Origin of the sequence: Rugamonas brunnea (genome assembly GCF_014042345.1) — a bacterium.
Classification (GTDB): Bacteria; Pseudomonadota; Gammaproteobacteria; order Burkholderiales; family Burkholderiaceae_D; genus Rugamonas; species Rugamonas brunnea.
On record NZ_JACEZT010000004.1, the window covers coordinates 339,347 to 358,509 of the forward strand.

Genomic DNA, 19,163 nt, shown 5'->3' on the forward strand with positions numbered 1-19,163 from the left:
ACCGCTGTCCGCCCTGTTCGAGGTTGACCATGTACCGACTCGCCGCCCGCCTATCGCTGGCATCGTTGGCCTGCCTGGCCCTGCTGGCCGGTTGCGCCACCCTGACCGAATCGACCCAGCAGGACGTGCTGGTGCAAACCATCCTGGATAACCATGAACTGCCCGGCGTCGGTTGTGTGCTCGACAACGACGTCGGCAAATGGTTCGTCACCACGCCGGCGCGCGTCACCATCCGCAAGAGCGCGGGCGCGCTGCGCATCGATTGCCGCAAGGATGGCGGCGACTGGGCTTACGAGAAAGTGGAATCGAAGGTCAACGCCACCCTGTGGGGCAATGTGGTGCTGACGGCGGGCGCCGGCTATTTCGTCGACCGCAATACGGGCGCCGGCTTCGATTATCCGTCCACGCTGACCGTCACCATGCACAAAGGCGACGCGGGGGAGGGGATGCCGCCACCGCCGGCCGGCGTGACGGTGTTTTAACGCTGCTCCAGTAAAAATGGCGAACCGGCCGGGCCGGTTCGCCATTTTTTATTGCGATCTTTAGACGCCGGTGTATCAGGCGCGGTTGATCAGGAAATTGCTCAGCAGGGGCACAGGGCGGCCGGTGGCGCCCTTGGCGCCGCCCGACTTCCAGGCCGTGCCGGCGATGTCGATGTGGGCCCAGGTGTACTTGCGGGTGAAGTTCTCCAGGAACGCGGCCGCCGTGCACGAGGCGCCGCCCGGCGTGCCGATGTTGGCCAGGTCGGCGAAGTTGGACTTCAGCTGCTCGTTGTACAGCTCACCGATCGGCAGGCGCCATGCCGTGTCGCTGGCGGCCTTGCCGGCGGCCAGCAGTTCGGCGGCCAGCTTCTCGTGGGCTTCGTCGTCGCGCGTGAACAGGCCGCTGTTGTGGTGGCCCAGGGCCACGATGCAGGCGCCCGTCAGGGTGGCGATGTCGATCACGGCGGCCGGCTTGAAGCGTTCGGCGTAGGTCAGCGCGTCGCACAGCACCAGGCGGCCTTCGGCGTCCGTGTTGAGGATCTCGATGGTCAGGCCGCTCATCGAGGTGACGATGTCGCCCGGCTTGGTGGCGCGGCCCGATGGCATGTTTTCGCAGGCGGCGATCACGCCGATCACGTTCAGCTTCAGGTTCATCTCGCCGATGGCGCGGAAGGTGCCCAGCACCGAGGCGGCGCCGCCCATGTCGTACTTCATCTCGTCCATGCCGGGACCGGGCTTGAGCGAAATGCCGCCCGTGTCGAAGGTGATGCCTTTACCGACCAGCACCACGGGCGCGTCCTTGGCCTTGCCGCCCATGTGCTTGATGACGATGAACTTCGGTGGCTGCTCGCTGCCGTTGGTGACGGACAGGAAGCTGTTCATCTTCAGCGATTCGAGCTGCTTGCGGTCCAGGATCTCGACGTCGAACTTGTACTCCTTGCCCAGCTTCTTGGCCGTGTCGGCCAGGTAGGTCGGGGTGCAGACGTTGGCCGACAGGTTGCCCAGTTCCTTGGTCAGGTCCATGCCGTTGGCGATGGCGATTGCCTGCGCCAGCGCCAGCTTGGTGCCGGCGTTGTTCGGCACGGCCAGCGCGATCTTCTTCACGCCCGTTGGCGCCGGGTCTTTCTTGCTCTTCTGTCCGTCGGTGCGGAACACGGCTTCGTGCGCCGATTGCACCACGTTGCGGATGGCCCACTGCACATCGCGCTCTTTCACTTCTTCCATCGGTAATGCGATAATGGCGTCGCTCGCGCCCAGCGTGGCGAAAACCTTGAGCGCGGCGCCCACGGCGCTGGCGAAGCTCTTTTCGCTGGCCGTTTCGTCGCTGCCCAGGCCCACCAGCAGCACGCGCTCAGCCGCCGCGCCTTTCACATCGCGCAGCAGCAGCGTGGTGCCGGCCTTGCCCGTGATGTCGCCGGACTTGAGGGCGGCAGTGATTTCACCGGCGCTATCGAGCGCCTTGGCGGCGGCCGACAGCTTCTTGTTCTCGAAAACCGCAACGGCAACGCAGCCGGCCTTGGCCGACGCGATGGTGTTTTTTGTGTCGAATGCTTTTATGCTAAAGTCCATTGGATTCTCCGTGTCGTATGCATTTCATGCGCGCCTTGTGGGCCGCGTCATCTTACTTAACCTAAGGATGCGTGGTTTCGCATCCTTAACTACCGAATTATAAGCTTCGAATGATCTTTCAACGTGCCCTTCAACGCGAGATGGCCAGTGCGGCCGGGGCGACCTTCACTGTGTTGTTCAGTATTTCCGTCACCTGGACCCTGATCACCATCCTGGGCAAGGCCGCCGGCGGCAAGGTCGCATCGGGCGACGTGCTGGCCCTGATCCTGTTCGCGGCCTTGAATTATCTGCCAACTATCCTGATCCTCACCAGCTTTATTTCGGTGCTGATGGTGGTCACGCGCAGCTACCGTGATTCGGAGATGGTGGTGTGGTTCGCCTCTGGCCTGAGCCTGACCAAGTGGATACGCCCGGTGCTCAACTTCGGCCTGCCGATGGTGCTGTTGACGGCCATGCTCAGTTTCGTGGCCACGCCGTGGGCCAAGCAGAAAAGCTCGGAGTATGTCGAACGGTTCGAGAAGCGCGAGGATTTGCAGAAGGTCTCGCCGGGCCAGTTCCGAGAATCGGCATCGGCCAACCGCATCTTCTTCGTGGAAGGGGCCGATGGCAAATCGCAGGTGGTGCAGAACGTGTTCGTCAACACGGTCGATGAACATGGCACGGCCGTCATCGTGGCGCGCGAAGGCGTGATCACGGCGGCCCAGAACGGGCAGCGCTACCTGGTGCTCAAGAACGGCCGCCGCTACCAGGGCGTGCCGGGCCAGGCCGATTTCCAGACCATGGAGTTCGAGCGTTACAGCATGCGCGTGGCCAACCATGCGCAGGACCTGGAATCGGACCATAGCGCCGACGCGCTCACCACCATGGCGCTGATTAAATTGACCAGCAACGAGGCGCGCGCCGAACTGTTGTGGCGCATCGCATCGCCGATGACCTGCCTGGTGCTGATCCTGCTGGCTATTCCGCTCGGCTTCGTCAACCCGCGCGCCGGCAGCTCGGCCAACCTGATCATCGCGCTGCTGGTGTTCTTCAGCTACAGCAACCTGGTCAAGCTGTTCGAGGCCAGCGTCAAGCAGGGCCGCTTCGGCTTCGCGCTGTCGTGGTGGCCGCTGCACCTGATCGCGGGGCTGGCCGTGCTGGGCCTGTTCGCGTGGCGCTTGAACCTGAATCACCGCTACCATCCGCTGGCGCTGCTGGCGGCCTTCAAGCGCACCGGCGCCCGCAAGGAAGGCGCCAACAAATGAAGATATTGCAGCGTTATTTAGCCGTCTCGATCCTGCAGGCGGTAGCGTTTGTGCTGGTGGCCTTCCTGGCTCTGCAGGCGTTCATGGACCTGACGGGCGAACTGCCGTCGATCGGCAAGAACGGCTACGCGATCCAGCACGCCTTCCTGTACGTGCTGATCCTGCTGCCGGGCCACGTGTACGAGGTGATGCCGCTGGCGGCGCTGATCGGCACCATCTACACGATGGCGCAATTCGCCTCCACCTCCGAGTTCACCATCATGCGCGCGTCCAGCATGTCGACCGGCATGGTGGCGTGGATGCTGGCCAAGATCGGCGTGGTGCTGGTGATCGTCACCTTCATCTTCGGTGAACTGATTGCGCCGCGCACGGCGCCCATCGCCGACAAGATCAAGCTGGCCGCGCGCGGCGCGGCGATCTCCGGCGAATTCCGCTCCGGCATGTGGACCAAGGATATCGTCAAGAGCGAAGGCATGACGGGCACGGTGACCGGCTCGCGCTTCTTCAACGTGCGCGAAGTGCTACCCGACGGCCAGCTGGCCGACGTCAAGCTGTACGAGTTCGATACCAATTTCCGCCTGCGCTCCCTCACGCTGGCCAAGAGCGCCACCTACCAGGGCGACAACACCTGGCGCCTGGCCGATGTGACGGAGAACCTGTTCACCAACTCCGCGCTGCTCAAGCCGGGCAGCGAGGCCAACGTGGAGAACCATTACGCGCAGGCGTCCAGCGCCGTCACCACGCGCCACAGCGACACGCTGGACCTGGTGTCGGAGATCACGCCCAAGATCCTGTCCGTGTCCGGCGCCGATCCGGACCGCATGTCGGCCAATGAGCTGGCCGTGTACACCCGCCACCTGCAGGAGAACAAGCAGGAGACCGAGCGCTTCAAAATCGCGTTCTGGAAGAAGCTGTTCGATCCGCTGGCCATCTTCGTGCTGATGGCCTTGGCGCTGCCGTTCGCCTACCTGCATACGCGCGCGGGCGGCGTGAGCCTGAAGATCTTCGTCGGCATCATGATCGGCGTGAGCTTCCTGCTGATTAACACGCTGTTCTCGCATCTGGGCCTGCTCAGCACCTGGCCCGCCATTCTGACGGCGATCGCCCCGAGCGCCTTGTTCCTGCTGCTGGCGCTGGGCGCCTTGTGGTGGGTGGAGAGACATTGATGGCCAAACGTGCCCTGATCCTGTTCGCCCACGGCGCCCGCGCCGCTTCCTGGGCCGCGCCGTTTGAGCGCTTGCGCGACCTGACGCAGGCGCGCATGCCCGATGTGTGCGTGTCGCTGGCCTTCCTGGAATTCATGACGCCGCAGTTGCCGGAGCTGGTGGCGGAGCTGGTGCGCAGCGGGATCGCGCAGGTGACGGTGGTGCCCGTGTTCCTGGGGCAGGGCGGCCACGTGCTGCGTGACCTGCCGGTAATGGTGGAGCAGTTGCGCGGCGCCTATCCGCAGGTTGCCATCAGCGTGGTGGAAGCGGCCGGCGAGAATGCGGCTGTGCTCAACGCCATCTGTGATTATTGCGTGGGCGCGCTGGACGCGCCCTGACCATGCTGCCCGGCCTTACTTGGCGGGGCGGCGCTTGAGCGTGATCTCGAACAGCTTGGGCCACTGCTTGCCCGTCACGAACAGGCGGTTGCTGGCCGGGTCGTAGGCGATGCCGTTGAGGACATCGTCGGGGCCCATCTGCTTGCGCTCGGCCCGCAGCAGCGGGCTGAGGTCGATCCATCCCACGACGTTGCCGGAGGCCGGATCAATGCGGGCGATCACGTCGGTCTGCCAGATGTTGGCGTAGATCTCGCCGTTGACCCATTCCAGTTCGTTGATCTGATCGACCGGCACGCCGTTCACCGTGACGGCGATGCGCCGCGTTTCGCGCAGTGTGGCCGGGTCGAGCAGGCGCAGTTCGTTGCTGCCGTCGCTCATGATCAGCTGCTTGCCGTCCTGGGTCAGGCCCCAGCCTTCGCCGGGATACGAGAACGTGCGTTTGAGTTTGAAGCTGGCCAAGTCGAACACGTAGCCGACCTGCGTCTGCCATGTGATGCCGACCAGCTCATTGCCCCACACCGTCATGCCTTCGCCGAACACGTCGGCCGGCAAGTTCGCCTGCTGCAGGACGCGGCCCGTTTCCAGGTTCACCTTGCGGATCGACGAGCGGCCATGCATGCCGGTGCTCTCGTACAGGAAGCCATCGCGATACAGCAGCCCCTGGGTGAAGGCTTGCGGATCGTGCGGATAGGTGTGGACGACGGTGATGTCGTAGACGGGAATCGTGTCGGCCAGCGCCGGTGCAGCCACGGGGCCCAGCATCAGGGCTGCGCACAGCAGCCATTTGGACATTGCCGGTTTCAGACCGATTTCACGCACCATACCCACTGCCGCCTCCCAGGCTGAATGAAAGCGCCCATTATACGGGCAGGCGGCACGAAGTTAAGTTACGGTGCGGATAAGTTCAGGCGCGCTGCTGTATCGCGTCGACGGCGGCGGCGATGTCGGGTGCCTGGTGGCTGCGCATCTTCATGGCGTCGCCCAGCATGACGAGCACGGGGCCGTGGGCCGGACCCAGGCCGTGGGCCAGGGAACCGAGCGTCAGACGGCGGATGCGTTGGTCGGAGCGGCTGCAGTTTTCGATCACCACCACTGGCGTGTCGGGCCGGCGGCCCTGGGCCAGCATGCGCGCGGCCGTGGCCGTCGCTTCGCGTCCGCCCATGTACTGCACCAGGGTGTCGGTGTCGGGGATGGCGTGGTGATCGCTGTGTTCGGGCGCCGTGCTGGAGGTGAAGAAGGCCACGCTGCGCGCCACGCCGCGCTTGGTCAGCGGCTGCTTGGTGGCGGCTGCGGCGGCCAGCGCGGTGGTGATGCCGGGCACCACCTCCACCTCGATGCCGGCTTCCTCCAGCGCGCGCAACTCCTCGTCGGCACGGCCGAACAGCATCGGGTCGCCGCCCTTGAGGCGCACCACCAGCGGCACCTTGCCGGCGTAATCGACCAGTTGCTTGTTGATGAATTGCTGGGCCGTGGACAACTGGCCGTAGCGTTTGCCGACCAGGATTTTTTCAGCTTGGGGACACAGCGCCAGCATCTCGTCCGTCACCAGGGCGTCATGCAGCACCACGTCGGCCTGCGCCAGCAGGCGCGCGCCGCGCAGCGTGATGAGGTCTTGGGCGCCGGGACCGGCGCCGATCAGGTAGACTTTTCCGAGAGCTGGCATGGCGGTATCTCCTTAAGCTTCGTCGCCCAGGCGGATCATGCCGGCGGCCACGGTCTGGTGCGTCACTTCATCGATCAGGATGAAAGCACCTGTGGCGCGGATGTCGGCATAGGCGTCGGCTGCCAGCGGCTGCTGCACGTTCACCGAGATGCGGGCGATGTCGTTCAGTTTCAGGCCGTCGGCGCTGTGGCGCTGCTGGGTGTTAATGTCCAGCACCGAATCGATGGCCGTCACCTTGGCGCCGGTCTGGCGGGTGCCGTGCTTGATCCAGTACTTGCGGCGCAGGTCCAGCGGTTCGTCCGACATCCAGCACACGTCCGCGTTGAGCGTTTTGAGCAGGGTGGCCGGCTGCTCGGCGCTGGCCAGCAGGTCGCCGCGCGAGATGTCCAGGTACTCGTTCAGCAGCAGCGTGACCGACTGGCCCACCACGGCCGACTGGTGCGAACCTTCCAGCGTGACGATGTCCTTGACGGTGGCGCTCTGGCCCGAAGGCTGCACCACCAGCTTGTCGCCCACGCTGACCTTGCCCGCTTCGATGCGGCCCATGTAGCCGCGGAAGTCGTTCGCTTCGTGGCCGTTGTGGCGCGCCACCAGCTGCACCGGGAAGCGGAACGGGGCGTTGTGCGATTCGTCGTACACGGACAGCGATTCGAGCAGCTCGATCAGGGTCGGGCCTTTGTACCATGCCAGCTTGTCGCTCTTTTCGACCACGTTGTCGCCGGTCAGGGCCGACAGCGGGATCGGGGTGATGTCCTTCAGGCCCAGCGTGGCGGCGAATTCGCCGTAGGCTTTCACGATGCGGTCGTAGATGCTCTGGTCGTAGTTCACCAGGTCCATCTTGTTGACGGCCACCACCACGTGCTCGATCTGCAGCAGGTGGGCGATGGTGGAGTGGCGCTTGGTCTGGATCAGCAGGTCCACGCCGCCGTCCTCGCGCAGCTTGACCTTCGAGACGTCGATCAGGATGATGACCGCGTCGGCCGTGGAGGCGCCGGTCACCATGTTGCGGGTGTACTGCTCGTGGCCCGGCGTGTCGGCGATGATGAACTTGCGCTTGGGCGTGGCGAAGTAGCGGTAGGCCACGTCGATCGTGATGCCTTGCTCGCGTTCCGCTTCCAGGCCGTCCGTCAGCAGCGACAGGTCGACCGTGTCGCCCACGGTGCGCTTGTGCTTGGAGCGCGACATGGCGTCCAGCTGGTCGGCGAAGATGCCTTTGCTGTCGAACAGCAGGCGGCCGATCAGGGTGCTCTTGCCGTCGTCGACGGAACCGGCGGTGATGAAGCGCAGCAGGCCGCGTTCGTTCAGTTTGTCAGTGTTTGCGTTCATCAGAAGTATCCTGCTTTTTTACGTTTTTCCATCGAGGCTTCGGAAGTCTGGTCGTCCATCCGGGTGGCGCCGCGTTCGGTGATCTGGGTGATGGCCGTTTCGGCGATGATCGCCTCCACCGTCGCCGCGTCCGAGGACACGGGGCAGGTGCACGAGATGTCGCCCACGGTGCGGAAGCGCACCACCTGGGTTTCGACCGTCTCGCCTTCGCGCGGCGGGGTCAGGTCCGTCAGCGGCACCAGCAGACCGTTGCGCGGAATGACCTGGCGCTCGTGGGCGAAGTAGATCGGCGGCAGTTCCAGCTTTTCGCGGGCGATGTACTGCCACACGTCCAGTTCGGTCCAGTTCGAGATCGGGAACACGCGCATGTTCTCGCCGGGGTGGACGCGGGTGTTATACAGGTCCCACAGTTCGGGGCGCTGCGATTTCGGGTCCCAGGCGCCGAATTCGTCGCGGAACGAGAAGATGCGTTCCTTGGCGCGGGCCTTTTCCTCGTCGCGGCGGGCGCCGCCGATGCAGGCGTCGAACTTGTGTTCGGCGATGGTTTCGAGCAGCGTGACGGCCTGCGCGGCGTTGCGCGAATCGGTGGCCGGGTTACGCAGGCGCACCGTGCCGCGCTTGATGGAGTCTTCCACCGAGCCGACGATCAGGCGTTCGCCCAGTTCGGCCACGCGCTTGTCGCGGAAGGTGATCACTTCCGGGAAGTTGTGGCCGGTGTCCACGTGCACCAGCGGGAACGGGAATTTACCGGGGCGGAAGGCCTTCTCGGCCAGGCGCAGCAGCACCACCGAGTCTTTACCGCCCGAGAACAGCAGGGCGGGGTTGGCGCATTCGGCCGCCACTTCGCGCATGATGTGGATGGCTTCCGATTCGAGCGCATCGAGGTGGCGCGAATTGACGTCGCCGAGGCCGCGCGCGGCGGTGTTATCAACTAGAGCATTCATTGGACTGTGCCTATCTTCTTGATTCTGTGTCTGTCTGTGTGGCTTATGCAGCCACGGATTTGATGCGTACCAGCTTGCCGTCCACCAGGTGCAGGCCGCACTCTTTCGAGTCCGGGTTCTCCCACCACCAGCGGCCGGCGCGCACATCCTCGCCCGGCTCGATGGCGCGGGTGCAGGGCGCGCAGCCGATCGACGGATAACCCTGGTCGTGCAGCGCATTGTAAGGCACGTTGTTGGCGCGGATGTAATCCCACACATCCTGCTCCGACCAGTCGGCCAGCGGATTGAACTTGACCATGCCGTGCGCCGCGTCGTCTTCCTGCACGTGCAGCTCGGCGCGGGTGGCCGACTGCGCGCGGCGCTGGCCCGTCACCCAGGCCTTGTTGCCGGCCAGGGCGCGGCCCAGTGGTTCGACCTTGCGGATGCGGCAGCACTCGCGCCGCATCTCGACGCTGTCGTAGAAGGCGTTCAGGCCGTTCTGCGCCACGTAGGCTTCCACCGCTTCCGGCTGCGGGCGGTACAGCGCGATCTCGTAGCCGTAGGTGTCCTTGACCTTGTCCAGCATGGCCAGGGTTTCAGGGTGCAAGCGGCCGGTCTCCAGCGAGAAGATCCCGATCGGCAGTTTGGCCTTTAAAATCAGGTCGGTCAAGACCATGTCCTCGGCCGCCAGGCTGGAGGCGAATACGGCCGGCGTGAAGTCGGCGGCGATGCGCGCCAGCGTGGCGTTGGTGGCGGCTACGAGGGAAGTCAGATCGCTCATGGGTTCTCCTGTCAGATGCCGAAACCGACGTCGGTGCCGGCATTGGCCGCGCCCACTTCGCGCGCATGGCGGCGGAACAGCGGCAGTTTCTGGTCCACCGAAGCCTGGTAGGTTTCCGAGAAATCGGTCAAGCCTTTCAGTGCGTCGTGGATGTTGCGGTCAGGGCGGGTGGCGTAGGCGTCAAAGCCCACGCGCTGCATCGAGAACAGCTGGTCGCGCAGCACGTCGCCGATGGCGCGCAGTTCGCCCTGGTAGCCCAGGCGGGTGCGCAGGTTGTAGGCGATCGAGTAGCCGCGGCCGTCGGTGAACTTGGGGAAGTCCACCGCCACCAGGGCGAAGCGGCCCAGGTCTTCGCGCAGCGCCTCGGGGCGCTCGTCGCTGGCGATCCAGACGCCGATCTCGCCGGCGGCGGCGCGCGCGGCCAGGGTCTCGCGCTGGGCCAGCCACACGGCTTGCGGCACGATCACTTTGCCGGCCGGGACGGCCACAGTGGCCGCATCGGGCGCGGTCTCACCTTCGGCCGCGGTGCGCAGCACGAACCAGTCGTCTTCGACCACGGCACGGTGCTTGATGATCAGGTTTTTTACAGCTTCAGGCATATTCGTCTTCTCCAATCAGTCGGCCGGCGTCGGCAATCGGCGTGGCGTACACGTGTTCCTTGAACGGGGTCACGCCGATGCGCGCCACCGTGTCGGCGAAGTGTTCGTCTTCAAAGCGCTCGCGCAGGTAGACCTGCAGCAGGCGGTCTATCACTTCCGGCATTTGCAGCGCCGAGAACGACGGGCCGATGATCTTGCCGATGGCCGCGTTGTTGCCCTGCGCGCCGCCGATCGACACCTGGTACCACTCGCTGCCGTCCTTGTCCACGCCCAGCACGCCGATGCTGCCCACGTGGTGGTGGCCGCAGGCGTTGATGCAGCCCGAGATGTTCAGTTCGATCTCGCCGATGTCGTGCTGGTAGTCGATGTTGTCGAAGCGCTCGGCGATGGCGGCGGCGATCGGGATCGACTTGGCGTTGGCCAGCGAGCAGAAGTCGCCGCCGGGGCAGCAGATCATGTCGGTCAGCAGGCCGATGTTCGGGGTGGCCAGCGCGTGCGCCTTGGCTTCCTGCCACACCTTGAACAGCTGCGATTGCTCGACGTCGGCCAGGATGATGTTCTGCTCGTGCGTGACGCGCAGCTCACCGAAGCTGTAGCGGTCGGCCATGTCGGCCATGAAGTCCATCTGCTCGGCGGTGGCGTCGCCCGGCGGCACGCCGGTCTTCTTCAGCGACAGGATCACGGCCGCGTAGCCGGGCACCTTGTGCGGACGCACGTTGCGCTTGAGCCAGTTGGCGAAGGCCTTGTTGTCCGCGTGCTCGGCCTGCACATCGAGGTTGGGCAGGGTCTTGTAGGCGGGCGGCTGGAAGTAGGCCATCACGCGCGCCATTTCCTCGTCGGTCAGCGTTTCCGGGCCATCCTTCAGGTCTTGCCATTCCTCTTCCACCTGGCGCGCAAATTCCTCCACGCCCAGTGCTTTCAGCAGGATCTTGATACGGGCCTTGTACTTGTTGTCGCGGCGGCCGTACTGGTTGTAGACGCGCATCACGGCGGCCGTGTAGGTCAGCAGGTGGCGCCATGGCAGGAATTCGCGGATCACGCTGCCGATGATGGGAGTGCGGCCCAGGCCGCCACCGACCATGAACTTGAAGCCGATCTCGCCTTGCTCATTGCGCACCACGGTCAGGCCGATGTCGTGCACGGCGATGGCGGCGCGGTCTTCCACGGCGCCGTTGATGGCGACCTTGAATTTACGCGGCAGGGCGATGAATTCAGGGTGGAAGGTGCTCCACTGGCGCAGCACTTCGGCGTACGGACGCGGATCGATGATCTCGTCGGCGGCCACGCCGGCGAACGGATCGGACGTGGTGTTGCGGATGCAGTTGCCGGAGGTCTGGATGGCGTGCATCTGCACCGAGGCCAGCTCGGTCAGGATGTCGGGCGTCTGCTCCAGCTCGATCCAGTTGAACTGGATGTTCTGGCGCGTGGTGAAGTGGCCATAGCCGCGGTCGTACTTGCGGGCGATATGGGCGAACATGCGCATCTGCTTCGAGGCCAGCAGGCCGTACGGCACGGCGATACGCATCATGTAGGCGTGGCGCTGCATGTACAGGCCATTTTGCAGGCGCAATGGCAGGAATTCGGCTTCGGTCAGCTCATCGCACAGGCGGCGCCGTACCTGGTCACGGTACTGGGCGATGCGTTCGCGCACGATGAGGTGGTCGTATTGATCGTATTGGTACATATTCTTCCCAAAAATTTGCTTGCTGGAGTGCCGGCACGTTCAGTGTAGGAGGAATTGCCGCTTTTTCGAGCCGGTCACACCGCTAATTCAGTGTCACTCTTGCAACGAAGCCGTACAGCCATCCCCAAACTAGCTGCAATAGTAATAAACTTCGTCTTTATTCCATACGACTTAGTCTTTATTTGCTTATATACGTATTAGGTATAAGCTAGGGCGCAAACCACTTTTTGACGCGATTCCGGGGATTCGACCAGCAATGAACCTTCACCAACTGCGCTTTGTGCGCGAAGCCGTCCGCCAAAACTATAACCTGACTGACGCGGCCAAGGCCTTGTTTACGTCGCAGCCGGGGGTGTCCAAGGCCATCATCGAGCTGGAGGAGGAGCTGGGCGTCGATATTTTTACCCGGCATGGCAAGCGCATCCGTGGGCTGACGGAGCCGGGCCGGCTGGTGCTGGAATCAGTCGAGCTGATCATGCAGGAGATCGACAGCCTCAAGCGCATCGGCAAGGAATACGCGGCCCAGGACAGCGGCAGCTTCACCATCGCCACCACCCACACCCAGGCGCGCTACACCTTGCCCAAGGTGGTGCAGGCTTTCATGCAGAAATTCCCCAAGGTGCGCTTGTCTTTATTGCAAGGCAATCCCCAGCAGATCGCCGACATGGTGCAGCGCGACCAGGCCGACCTGGCCATCGCCACCGAGTCAATCGCGTCCATCAACGGCCTGATCACGCTGCCGTGCTACCAGTGGGAGCACGTGGTGGTGGTGCCGCCCGAGCATCCGCTGCTCAAGTCCAAGTCCATCACGCTGGAGGAAATTGCCGCTTTCCCCATCATCACTTACGATAGCGCCTTCGCCGGGCGCAGCAAGATCGACCATGCGTTCACGCTGCGCGGCCTGAAGCTGGACGTGCTGCTGGAAGCCATCGACGCCGACGTGATCAAGACTTATGTCGAGCTGGGCATGGGCATTGGTATCATAGCGGGCATGGCGTTCGACGCCGAACGCGACAAGAACCTGCGCGCCATCTCGGCGGGCCACCTGTTTGGCATGAACGTGTCGCGCGTGGCCGTCAAGCAGGGCGCTTATTTGCGCAGCTATATCTACACCTTTATCGAATTGCTGGCCCCCACGCTCAACCGCAAGTTGATCGAGCAAGCCATGAGCGGCGAAAAAGATACTTACGAACTGTAAGGCACTGCATTTGCATTACCTGAATTCATAGAAAAGAGTTTTTACATGATTACCAATCAGCTGGCCCAATACTACGCCGTCAATGCTGACAATTACGACCAGGTCTACGCCGACGAGGCCCGCTTCGACGATCTCGACGATCTGCAGGAAATGATCGCCGAGCTGCTGGAAGGGCACACGGTGCTGGAACTGGCCTGCGGCACCGGCTACTGGACCGAGCTGATCGCCGACGTGGCCGCCTCGGTGCACGCCACCGACGTGGTGCCGGAAATGCTGGCGCTGGCGCGCACGCGCGAGCTCGACGACGAGATCGTCAGCTTCGGCGAGCTCGATGCACTGAACCTGCCCGACAGCGTGGGCCAGTACACGGCCGTGTTCGCCGCCGGCTGGTGGTGCCACATCCGCCGCGAAGACCAGGAAAAATACATCAAGCAACTGCGCGCCAAGTTCGGCAAGGATGTGCTGCTGGTGCTGCTCGACAGCAGCTATGTGGACGGCAGCAGCACCGTGATCGCCCGCACCGACGCGGAGGGCAACACCTACCAGATCCTCACGGCCGACGATGGCCAGCGCTACGAAGTGATGATGAACTATCCCAAGGACAGCGCGCTGCGCAAGCGCCTGGCGCCGTATGCGCGTGAGATTCGCGTCGAGCGGCTCGAATATTACTACCTGCTGAGCTGCCGCCTGAAGTGAGTGCTTAGCACGCTTTATTCCGGCAAAAAAGCCGCTGACGCTCTGCGCAGCGGCTTTTTTGTTGCCAAGCGCATAAGCGACGTGAAATTACAACAAAATAGCCGATGTCACATTGTTGAAGTATTTGGTGGGCAAGATTCGCCCCGTGGATTCATTTACACCCACTCTTTCAACTTACATAGAGAACTTCAAGTGAAAAAACTTACTCTGGCAGCAATGATCATCGCCGGCTTCGCCGCTAACGCGCACGCCCAATCGAACGTCACCATCTACGGCCTGGTCGATGCTGGCCTGGTCAGCGAGCGTGGCGGCGCCGCCGGCACCGTGACCAAAGTGACCAGCGGCATCGGCAGCCAGTCGCGTCTGGGCTTCAAGGGCACGGAAGACCTGGGCAGCGGCCTGTCGGCCATCTTCCAGCTGGAAACCGGCGTCAAGATCGACGACGGCCAACTGGACAGCGCCAACACCATCTTCAACCGCCAGGCCTATGTCGGCCTGAAATCAAAAGATGCCGGCACCCTGACCCTGGGCCGCCAGTACACCATGCTGTACAACGCCATGAGCCAGGTGGCTGATCCGTTCGGCGCCGGCTACGCTGGCAGCATCAAGAACCTGTTCGCCGCCAAGGGCGCCAACACCCGCGTCAGCAACGCCATCGTGTACTCGACCCCAAGCTTTGAAGGCTTCTCGGTGGACGGCCTGTATGCGCTGGGCGAGCAGGCTGGCAGCAACACGGCTGGCCGTCAGTTCGGCCTGGGCCTGAACTATGGCAACGGTCCGCTGACCGCGCGCCTGGTGTACAACAACAAGAACACCGACACCGTCGGCAAGCCAAGCATGGACACCTCGCGTAACACCCTGTTCGCGATCAACTACGACTTCCAGGTCGCCAAGGCCTTCTTCGCCTACGGCGTGGACAAGGGTCCATTCAGCGCCGAGCTGCCAGTGGCGAACGCGTTTGGCTACACGACCGCGCCCGTGGCCAGCAACAACAGCAACGACCTGCTGATCGGCGCCCAGGTGCCGGTGACGGCCAATGACATGATCATGGCCTCGTACATGCGCAAGAACGACAAGACCGTGCTGAACCAGGATGCGGACCAGTGGGCCATCGGCTACTCGCACCTGCTGTCCAAGCGCACCAACGCCTACGTCGCGTTCGCCAAGATCAAGAACAAGAACGGCGCTGGCTACACCGTTGGCAACAACAACGAAGCCGGTTCGGGCGACAAGGCCTTCAACGTGGGCATCCGTCACTCGTTCTAAGTTGATAGTTTGAGGGCGGGCCCCTGTGGTCAGCCCTTTGTAGTGCCATCCCATCGCGCGCCGCCCGGTTCCTGCCTGGTGGCGCGTGTGCATTTAAGCCTCGGCTGGCAACGGCATGCTGATGTCGATGTGGGTGCCGCCGTTGCTGGTGATGGCGATGTCGCCGTGGATGGCCCATACCCGCTCGCGCATGCCGATCAGGCCGAATGAGGACGCCTTGTCCATGTCCTGTTCGGCGATGCCGCGGCCATCGTCCCGGATGGCGATACGCAGCGTGCGGTCGCGCCGGTGCAGTTGCAGCGTGACTTCGCTGGCCTGGGCATGGCGCGCGATATTGGTCAGCGCTTCCTGCACGATGCGGAAGATGGCGGTGCTGTAGTTATCGTCGAACACCAGCTCTTCCTCGCAGGCGTCGAGCGTGCAGGCGATGCCGTGGCGCGCCACGAAGTCCTGCCGCATGCTGTCGAGCGCGAAAAACAGGCCCCCTTCATCGAGCGCCCGTGGGCGCAGGTTGCTGGCGATACGGCGCAGCGAGGTGATGGCCGACAGCAACACGTCGTCCATGCTGGCCAGCAGCTTGCTGGCCGCGTCGTTGGCGGCCGGCTGTTGCTGCAGCAAGGTCAGGTCCATGCGCAGCGTGGCCAGCAACTGGCCCAGGTCATCGTGCAGTTCGCGCGCGATATGGGTGCGCTCTTCTTCGCGGATGGTTTGCAGCGCGGCCGACAGTTCGCGCAATTGCGTGTAGGACTGCTCCAGTTTTTGCTGCACCTGTTTGCGCTCGGTGACGTCGCGCAGGATGATGGTGTGGATTTGCCGTCCATCTTCGGTCAGGCTGGAAATCGAGCCTTCCAGCGGGAACAGCTGGCCGCTTGCCTTGAGACCGGTGACGGCGTAGTCGCTGGCGCGCCGGCCTTTCATGCGCAGCCGGATGCCGGTGGCGCCGAAGTATTGCAGTTGCGGCCCGTCGGGCAGGGCGCGTTGTTCGCGCGGAATGAATTGCTGCAGCGAGGCGCCTTCCATGGCCTGCACTGTGGTGCCGAACATGGCGGCGGCCGAGGGGTTGGCCAGCACGATGGTCTGGTCGTCATCGGTGGAGATGATGGCGTCGCTGGCGTGCTGGATGATGCTGCGGCTGCGGTTGCCGGCAACGGCCGCCAGCCGCCGCGGCTGGCGCAGCGGCGCGGCCAGCCGGCGTGCCAGCCGTGCACCCAGCAGCAGGAACGCCGCCAGCGCGGACAGGGCCAGGGGCCAGGGTGATTTTCTGGTCAGGGGCATGGCACGCATCCTTGCCACCGGAAAGGGCGGCCGTGCGTGTCACACTAATACACGATGCGGCTGCGGTATTGAGCTGACGCAGAAGTGCGCTGCCCCTTACATCTGCTTGAACAGGTGCAGGAAGCTGCGGCTCACTTCCAGCTTGTCGGATTTGCCCTTGATCATGACCAGATGGCGGCCACGGATGTCGCGCGTGACGCCTTCGATGGCATTCACGTTGACCAGCGTGGCGCGATGGATCTGCCAGAACAACGACGGGTCCAGTTCCTCGGCCAGATCGCGTACCGGTTTGCGGATCAGCGCTTCGTAGCGCTCGGTCTGCACGCAGGTGTATTTCTCGTCGGAGCGGAAGAACAGGATTTCCTCCACCGGGATCATGCGCAAGTCCTGGCCGATGCTGGCCTGTATCCATTGCAGATAGGTGGGTTTGGGCGCCGTGATCTTTTCCGCCAGTTGCGACAGCATGGCCGTCACGCTGGCGTTCATGTCCGGTTCCGGCTTGGCTAGGCGCGTCTTGAGGCGATCGACCGTGATCTGCAGGCGCTCGGGCTCGGGCGGTTTGAGCACGTAGTCGATGGCGCCGCGCTCGAAGGCCTCCACGGCGTAGGCATCGTAGGCCGTGACGAACACGATGTGGCTTTTGTTGCCAATCGCGCTGGCCGCTTCCATGCCGGTCTTGCCGGGCATGCGGATGTCGAGGAAGGTGAAGTCGGGCTTGAGCTGGTCGACCAGTTCGATGGCTTCTTCACCGTTCTTGGCTTCGCCGATGATCTCCAGTTCCGGCCACACCTGGTTCAGGCGCATGCGCAGCTGGTCGCGCATTAATCGTTCGTCGTCGGCAATGATGGCGGTTGGCATGATGGTAAAGTTGTAAAATTAAGGTATTAATTATTCAACGAAACGATGTAAGAATCAATCGTCGCCGTTTGTCGTGCGGCCCATTATTTGGCCAGTTGGTAAGGCACTTCGATGGTGGCGATCACGCCGGTGGGGCTGTTGGCCGCGATCAGCAGTTGCGCCTGGTCGCCATGCAGCAGTTTCAGCCGCTCCCGGATGGTCATCAGTCCCAGGCCGGTGCCGTCGCTGGGGACGGCGCCAAAGCCAAGGCCGTCATCGGTGACGATCACGCGCAGTTTATTGTGCGCCACTTCTGCGCGCACCTTCAGCGTGCCGCCTTCGGGCTTCGCTTCCAGGCCGTGCTTGATGGCGTTTTCCACCATCGATTGCAGCATCATGGGCGGGAAGGCGGCGGTGCGCAAGCCATCCGGAATCTCGAAGTCGACCGTGAGGCGTTCTTCCATCCGCATTTTCAGCAGGTTCAGGTAAGCCAGCACCATGTCGGCTTCGCGGCCCAGGTTGGTGATCAGGGTGTTGTCGCGCATTTGCGGCAGCACGGCGCGCAGGTATTTGATCAGGCTGCGCTGCATGGCCGAGGCGCGCGGCGGGTTGGTTTCGATCAGGTGCTCGACCGAGGCCAGGGTGTTGAACAGGAAGTGGGGTTCGACCTGGGCCTGCATCATTTGCATCTTCGCTTCGCTGAGCTGGCGCTGCATGGATTCGCGCTCGGCGGCGGCGTTGGCGGTCATGGTCTGCGCTTCGGCCCGCTTCTTGCCGCCCATCAGGGCCTTGGTGCCGAACAGTGCCAGGACCAGCAGCGAGACGAAGCTCTTGAACCAGGTGGACGCCTGGCGGTGGTAGCGGGTGACTTTCTGCTCGGCGGCGTCGTCCACCGCTTCCTCGATCGCGTTCGACAATTCCTCACCGATCTGGGGCGGCAGGTCGATGTGGACTTCTTCGCCGGGGAGCGCGGGCAGGGCGGGCGTGGCCGAAGCCGATGCGGACGACTTGATGTGCTTGCCCGTCTTGGCGGGCGGCGCGGGCGGAGCCGGTGGCTCGGCGGGCTCCGCAGGTTGCGGCGGCTCTGGTGTTTCTGTGGGCACCGATGCGCTAGCGCTGGCGCCATCCTTGCGCAACTTGCCGCGTGGGTTGAAGTGGATGCCGCTGTCGTCGATCAGGATGTTTGTCTCGCCGTTCTTGCGGTTGGGGCGCTTGGGGGTGTTGACCACCACTTCCTCGTCCGGACTGGATGAGAATAGTTCTTCCTGGAGAATGGAGCCAGCGATCAGCATCAACGCAGCGAACATCAGGAACTTCCACCATGACAACTGGGTTACCCATGTCGCGGTCGCGTCGAAGCTGCGGTGCAGCCAGGCGGCGATGCTTTTCAGGATTTCTTGGACTTTGGGCAATGTCAGCATGTGGCACTTTCGGGTAGCAATGGGTCAAGCATGGAGCTAGTGTAGCGAAACCCTATCTCTTAACGCCATGCAATTGCGACAGCCTGCAGGAAAAGGGGATTGAAACGGAGTGGCGCGGGCCGGGCTGCATGGCATACGAAAAAAGGCCTTGCCAAGTTCGCGGCGGCTTTGCTATAGTTCGCCTCCCCGCTGAAACTCACGCAAAATAATGCTGTAGCGAAGTAAGTCGAGGCGCTGATAAAACAGTGTAGTAGTTGACGAAATAAGCGAAGTGCTTCATACTCTTCTTTCTCTGCAGCTGACAAACAAAACGATTTGTCGAATAAAGCAGAGAATAGTACCGAATAAAGTTCTTTAACAATTCACAGTCGATAAGTGTGGACGTTTGATGGAAGTGCACACGAGGCTAGTCCTCGTGATACTTAAAATATCAAATGTTCACAAGAAGTAATGAAATAGGACGCTTCTTAGGAAGTGGCCTGTCAGTATTTTGAGTGAGCGACCCGTCGCAAGACGGTGGCAGCAATGCCAAACAAACAGAGATTAAACTGAAGAGTTTGATCCTGGCTCAGATTGAACGCTGGCGGCATGCCTTACACATGCAAGTCGAACGGCAGCGCGGGGCAACCTGGCGGCGAGTGGCGAACGGGTGAGTA

Annotated in this window: 18 protein-coding genes and 1 rRNA gene; 8 read left to right on the forward strand and 11 right to left on the reverse strand. The window is 63.0% G+C overall.

From position 1 onward, the window contains the following. Nucleotides 1–29: 29 nt before the first annotated feature. Nucleotides 30–482, forward strand: a complete 453-nt coding sequence (locus H3H37_RS08975) for a hypothetical protein (RefSeq protein WP_182161539.1) — start codon at nucleotides 30–32, stop codon at nucleotides 480–482. Nucleotides 483–557: 75 nt separating this feature from the next. Here the strand turns inward: H3H37_RS08975 and H3H37_RS08980 are convergent, their stop codons facing one another. Then, complete coding sequence (locus H3H37_RS08980; protein WP_182161541.1) at nucleotides 558–2,051, reverse strand: leucyl aminopeptidase; 1,494 nt, start codon at nucleotides 2,049–2,051, stop codon at nucleotides 558–560. Between the two features lie 110 nt (nucleotides 2,052–2,161). Here H3H37_RS08980 and lptF point away from each other — a divergent pair, with 110 nt between their 5' ends. The 3 genes from lptF to H3H37_RS08995 are packed head-to-tail and all read left to right on the forward strand — an operon-like array spanning nucleotide 2,162 to nucleotide 4,838. Then, complete coding sequence (lptF, locus tag H3H37_RS08985; protein WP_182161543.1) at nucleotides 2,162–3,295, forward strand: LPS export ABC transporter permease LptF; 1,134 nt, start codon at nucleotides 2,162–2,164, stop codon at nucleotides 3,293–3,295. Continuing rightward, nucleotides 3,292–4,461: an LPS export ABC transporter permease LptG gene (lptG, locus tag H3H37_RS08990; protein WP_182161545.1), complete on the forward strand. Its 1,170-nt coding sequence runs from the start codon at nucleotides 3,292–3,294 to the stop codon at nucleotides 4,459–4,461. Before lptF ends, lptG begins: the two co-directional genes overlap by 4 nt. Beyond that, entirely contained in the window at nucleotides 4,461–4,838 is a 378-nt protein-coding gene (locus tag H3H37_RS08995) for a sirohydrochlorin chelatase (protein ID WP_182161547.1), read from the forward strand. The genes lptG and H3H37_RS08995 overlap by 1 nt, the downstream gene beginning before the upstream one ends. 15 nt (nucleotides 4,839–4,853) lie before the next feature. On the opposite strand, the gene H3H37_RS09000 is transcribed toward H3H37_RS08995, so the two are convergent. The 7 genes from H3H37_RS09000 to H3H37_RS09030 form a co-directional block, all read right to left on the reverse strand. Then, the gene (locus tag H3H37_RS09000; protein WP_182161548.1) at nucleotides 4,854–5,630 is read right to left on the reverse strand and encodes a glutaminyl-peptide cyclotransferase; all 777 of its coding nucleotides are present in this window, start codon (nucleotides 5,628–5,630) and stop codon (nucleotides 4,854–4,856) included. A 112-nt stretch (nucleotides 5,631–5,742) separates the two neighbouring features. Further along, on the reverse strand, nucleotides 5,743–6,501 hold the full coding sequence (gene cobA, locus H3H37_RS09005; RefSeq protein ID WP_182161550.1) for a uroporphyrinogen-III C-methyltransferase: 759 nt from the start codon (nucleotides 6,499–6,501) through the stop codon (nucleotides 5,743–5,745). Nucleotides 6,502–6,513: 12 nt separating this feature from the next. After that, nucleotides 6,514–7,827 (reverse strand): sulfate adenylyltransferase subunit 1, encoded by a 1,314-nt coding sequence (locus H3H37_RS09010; protein ID WP_182161552.1) that lies wholly within the window; start codon nucleotides 7,825–7,827, stop codon nucleotides 6,514–6,516. Next, nucleotides 7,827–8,771: a sulfate adenylyltransferase subunit CysD gene (gene cysD, locus H3H37_RS09015; RefSeq protein ID WP_182161554.1), complete on the reverse strand. Its 945-nt coding sequence runs from the start codon at nucleotides 8,769–8,771 to the stop codon at nucleotides 7,827–7,829. Before cysD ends, H3H37_RS09010 begins: the two co-directional genes overlap by 1 nt. Before the next feature lie 43 nt (nucleotides 8,772–8,814). Then, entirely contained in the window at nucleotides 8,815–9,531 is a 717-nt protein-coding gene (locus tag H3H37_RS09020) for a phosphoadenylyl-sulfate reductase (RefSeq protein ID WP_182161556.1), read from the reverse strand. A gap of 11 nt (nucleotides 9,532–9,542) precedes the next feature. Next, entirely contained in the window at nucleotides 9,543–10,130 is a 588-nt protein-coding gene (locus tag H3H37_RS09025) for a DUF934 domain-containing protein (protein ID WP_182161558.1), read from the reverse strand. After that, nucleotides 10,123–11,814: a nitrite/sulfite reductase gene (locus H3H37_RS09030; protein ID WP_182161560.1), complete on the reverse strand. Its 1,692-nt coding sequence runs from the start codon at nucleotides 11,812–11,814 to the stop codon at nucleotides 10,123–10,125. Before H3H37_RS09030 ends, H3H37_RS09025 begins: the two co-directional genes overlap by 8 nt. A gap of 256 nt (nucleotides 11,815–12,070) precedes the next feature. Between H3H37_RS09030 and H3H37_RS09035 the strand changes: the two genes are divergently transcribed. The 3 genes from H3H37_RS09035 (at nucleotide 12,071) to H3H37_RS09045 (ending at nucleotide 14,974) form a co-directional block, all read left to right on the forward strand. After that, complete coding sequence (locus H3H37_RS09035; RefSeq protein ID WP_182161562.1) at nucleotides 12,071–13,012, forward strand: CysB family HTH-type transcriptional regulator; 942 nt, start codon at nucleotides 12,071–12,073, stop codon at nucleotides 13,010–13,012. A 45-nt stretch (nucleotides 13,013–13,057) separates the two neighbouring features. Beyond that, nucleotides 13,058–13,708 (forward strand): class I SAM-dependent methyltransferase, encoded by a 651-nt coding sequence (locus tag H3H37_RS09040; protein WP_182161564.1) that lies wholly within the window; start codon nucleotides 13,058–13,060, stop codon nucleotides 13,706–13,708. A 192-nt stretch (nucleotides 13,709–13,900) separates the two neighbouring features. Continuing rightward, nucleotides 13,901–14,974, forward strand: coding sequence for a porin (locus tag H3H37_RS09045; RefSeq protein ID WP_446033164.1), 1,074 nt, complete (start codon nucleotides 13,901–13,903; stop codon nucleotides 14,972–14,974). 93 nt (nucleotides 14,975–15,067) lie between these two features. On the opposite strand, the gene H3H37_RS09050 is transcribed toward H3H37_RS09045, so the two are convergent. The 3 genes from H3H37_RS09050 to H3H37_RS09060 form a co-directional block, all read right to left on the reverse strand. Continuing rightward, complete coding sequence (locus H3H37_RS09050) at nucleotides 15,068–16,249, reverse strand: sensor histidine kinase (protein WP_182161566.1); 1,182 nt, start codon at nucleotides 16,247–16,249, stop codon at nucleotides 15,068–15,070. A 96-nt stretch (nucleotides 16,250–16,345) separates the two neighbouring features. Next, the gene (locus H3H37_RS09055) at nucleotides 16,346–17,107 is read right to left on the reverse strand and encodes a LytR/AlgR family response regulator transcription factor (protein WP_182161568.1); all 762 of its coding nucleotides are present in this window, start codon (nucleotides 17,105–17,107) and stop codon (nucleotides 16,346–16,348) included. Nucleotides 17,108–17,190: 83 nt separating this feature from the next. Continuing rightward, complete coding sequence (locus H3H37_RS09060; RefSeq protein ID WP_182161570.1) at nucleotides 17,191–18,507, reverse strand: sensor histidine kinase; 1,317 nt, start codon at nucleotides 18,505–18,507, stop codon at nucleotides 17,191–17,193. 545 nt (nucleotides 18,508–19,052) lie between these two features. Between H3H37_RS09060 and H3H37_RS09065 the strand changes: the two genes are divergently transcribed. Continuing rightward, a 16S ribosomal RNA gene (locus H3H37_RS09065) occupies nucleotides 19,053–19,163 on the forward strand; the annotation flags it as partial.

What these genes read in the sequence shown, in the direction of transcription:
- H3H37_RS09055 (WP_182161568.1), bottom strand. Translation starts at nt 17,107, where the DNA reads ATGCCAACCGCCATCATTGCCGACGACGAACGATTAATGCGCGACCAG.
- cobA (WP_182161550.1), bottom strand. Translation starts at nt 6,501, where the DNA reads ATGCCAGCTCTCGGAAAAGTCTACCTGATCGGCGCCGGTCCCGGCGCC.
- H3H37_RS09000 (WP_182161548.1), bottom strand. Translation starts at nt 5,630, where the DNA reads ATGTCCAAATGGCTGCTGTGCGCAGCCCTGATGCTGGGCCCCGTGGCT.
- H3H37_RS09035 (WP_182161562.1), top strand. Translation starts at nt 12,071, where the DNA reads ATGAACCTTCACCAACTGCGCTTTGTGCGCGAAGCCGTCCGCCAAAAC.
- lptG (WP_182161545.1), top strand. Translation starts at nt 3,292, where the DNA reads ATGAAGATATTGCAGCGTTATTTAGCCGTCTCGATCCTGCAGGCGGTA.
- H3H37_RS08980 (WP_182161541.1), bottom strand. Translation starts at nt 2,051, where the DNA reads ATGGACTTTAGCATAAAAGCATTCGACACAAAAAACACCATCGCGTCG.
- H3H37_RS09060 (WP_182161570.1), bottom strand. Translation starts at nt 18,507, where the DNA reads ATGCTGACATTGCCCAAAGTCCAAGAAATCCTGAAAAGCATCGCCGCC.
- cysD (WP_182161554.1), bottom strand. Translation starts at nt 8,771, where the DNA reads ATGAATGCTCTAGTTGATAACACCGCCGCGCGCGGCCTCGGCGACGTC.
- H3H37_RS09050 (WP_182161566.1), bottom strand. Translation starts at nt 16,249, where the DNA reads ATGCCCCTGACCAGAAAATCACCCTGGCCCCTGGCCCTGTCCGCGCTG.
- H3H37_RS08975 (WP_182161539.1), top strand. Translation starts at nt 30, where the DNA reads ATGTACCGACTCGCCGCCCGCCTATCGCTGGCATCGTTGGCCTGCCTG.
- H3H37_RS09025 (WP_182161558.1), bottom strand. Translation starts at nt 10,130, where the DNA reads ATGCCTGAAGCTGTAAAAAACCTGATCATCAAGCACCGTGCCGTGGTC.
- H3H37_RS09030 (WP_182161560.1), bottom strand. Translation starts at nt 11,814, where the DNA reads ATGTACCAATACGATCAATACGACCACCTCATCGTGCGCGAACGCATC.
- H3H37_RS09040 (WP_182161564.1), top strand. Translation starts at nt 13,058, where the DNA reads ATGATTACCAATCAGCTGGCCCAATACTACGCCGTCAATGCTGACAAT.
- lptF (WP_182161543.1), top strand. Translation starts at nt 2,162, where the DNA reads ATGATCTTTCAACGTGCCCTTCAACGCGAGATGGCCAGTGCGGCCGGG.
- H3H37_RS09020 (WP_182161556.1), bottom strand. Translation starts at nt 9,531, where the DNA reads ATGAGCGATCTGACTTCCCTCGTAGCCGCCACCAACGCCACGCTGGCG.
- H3H37_RS09010 (WP_182161552.1), bottom strand. Translation starts at nt 7,827, where the DNA reads ATGAACGCAAACACTGACAAACTGAACGAACGCGGCCTGCTGCGCTTC.
- H3H37_RS08995 (WP_182161547.1), top strand. Translation starts at nt 4,461, where the DNA reads ATGGCCAAACGTGCCCTGATCCTGTTCGCCCACGGCGCCCGCGCCGCT.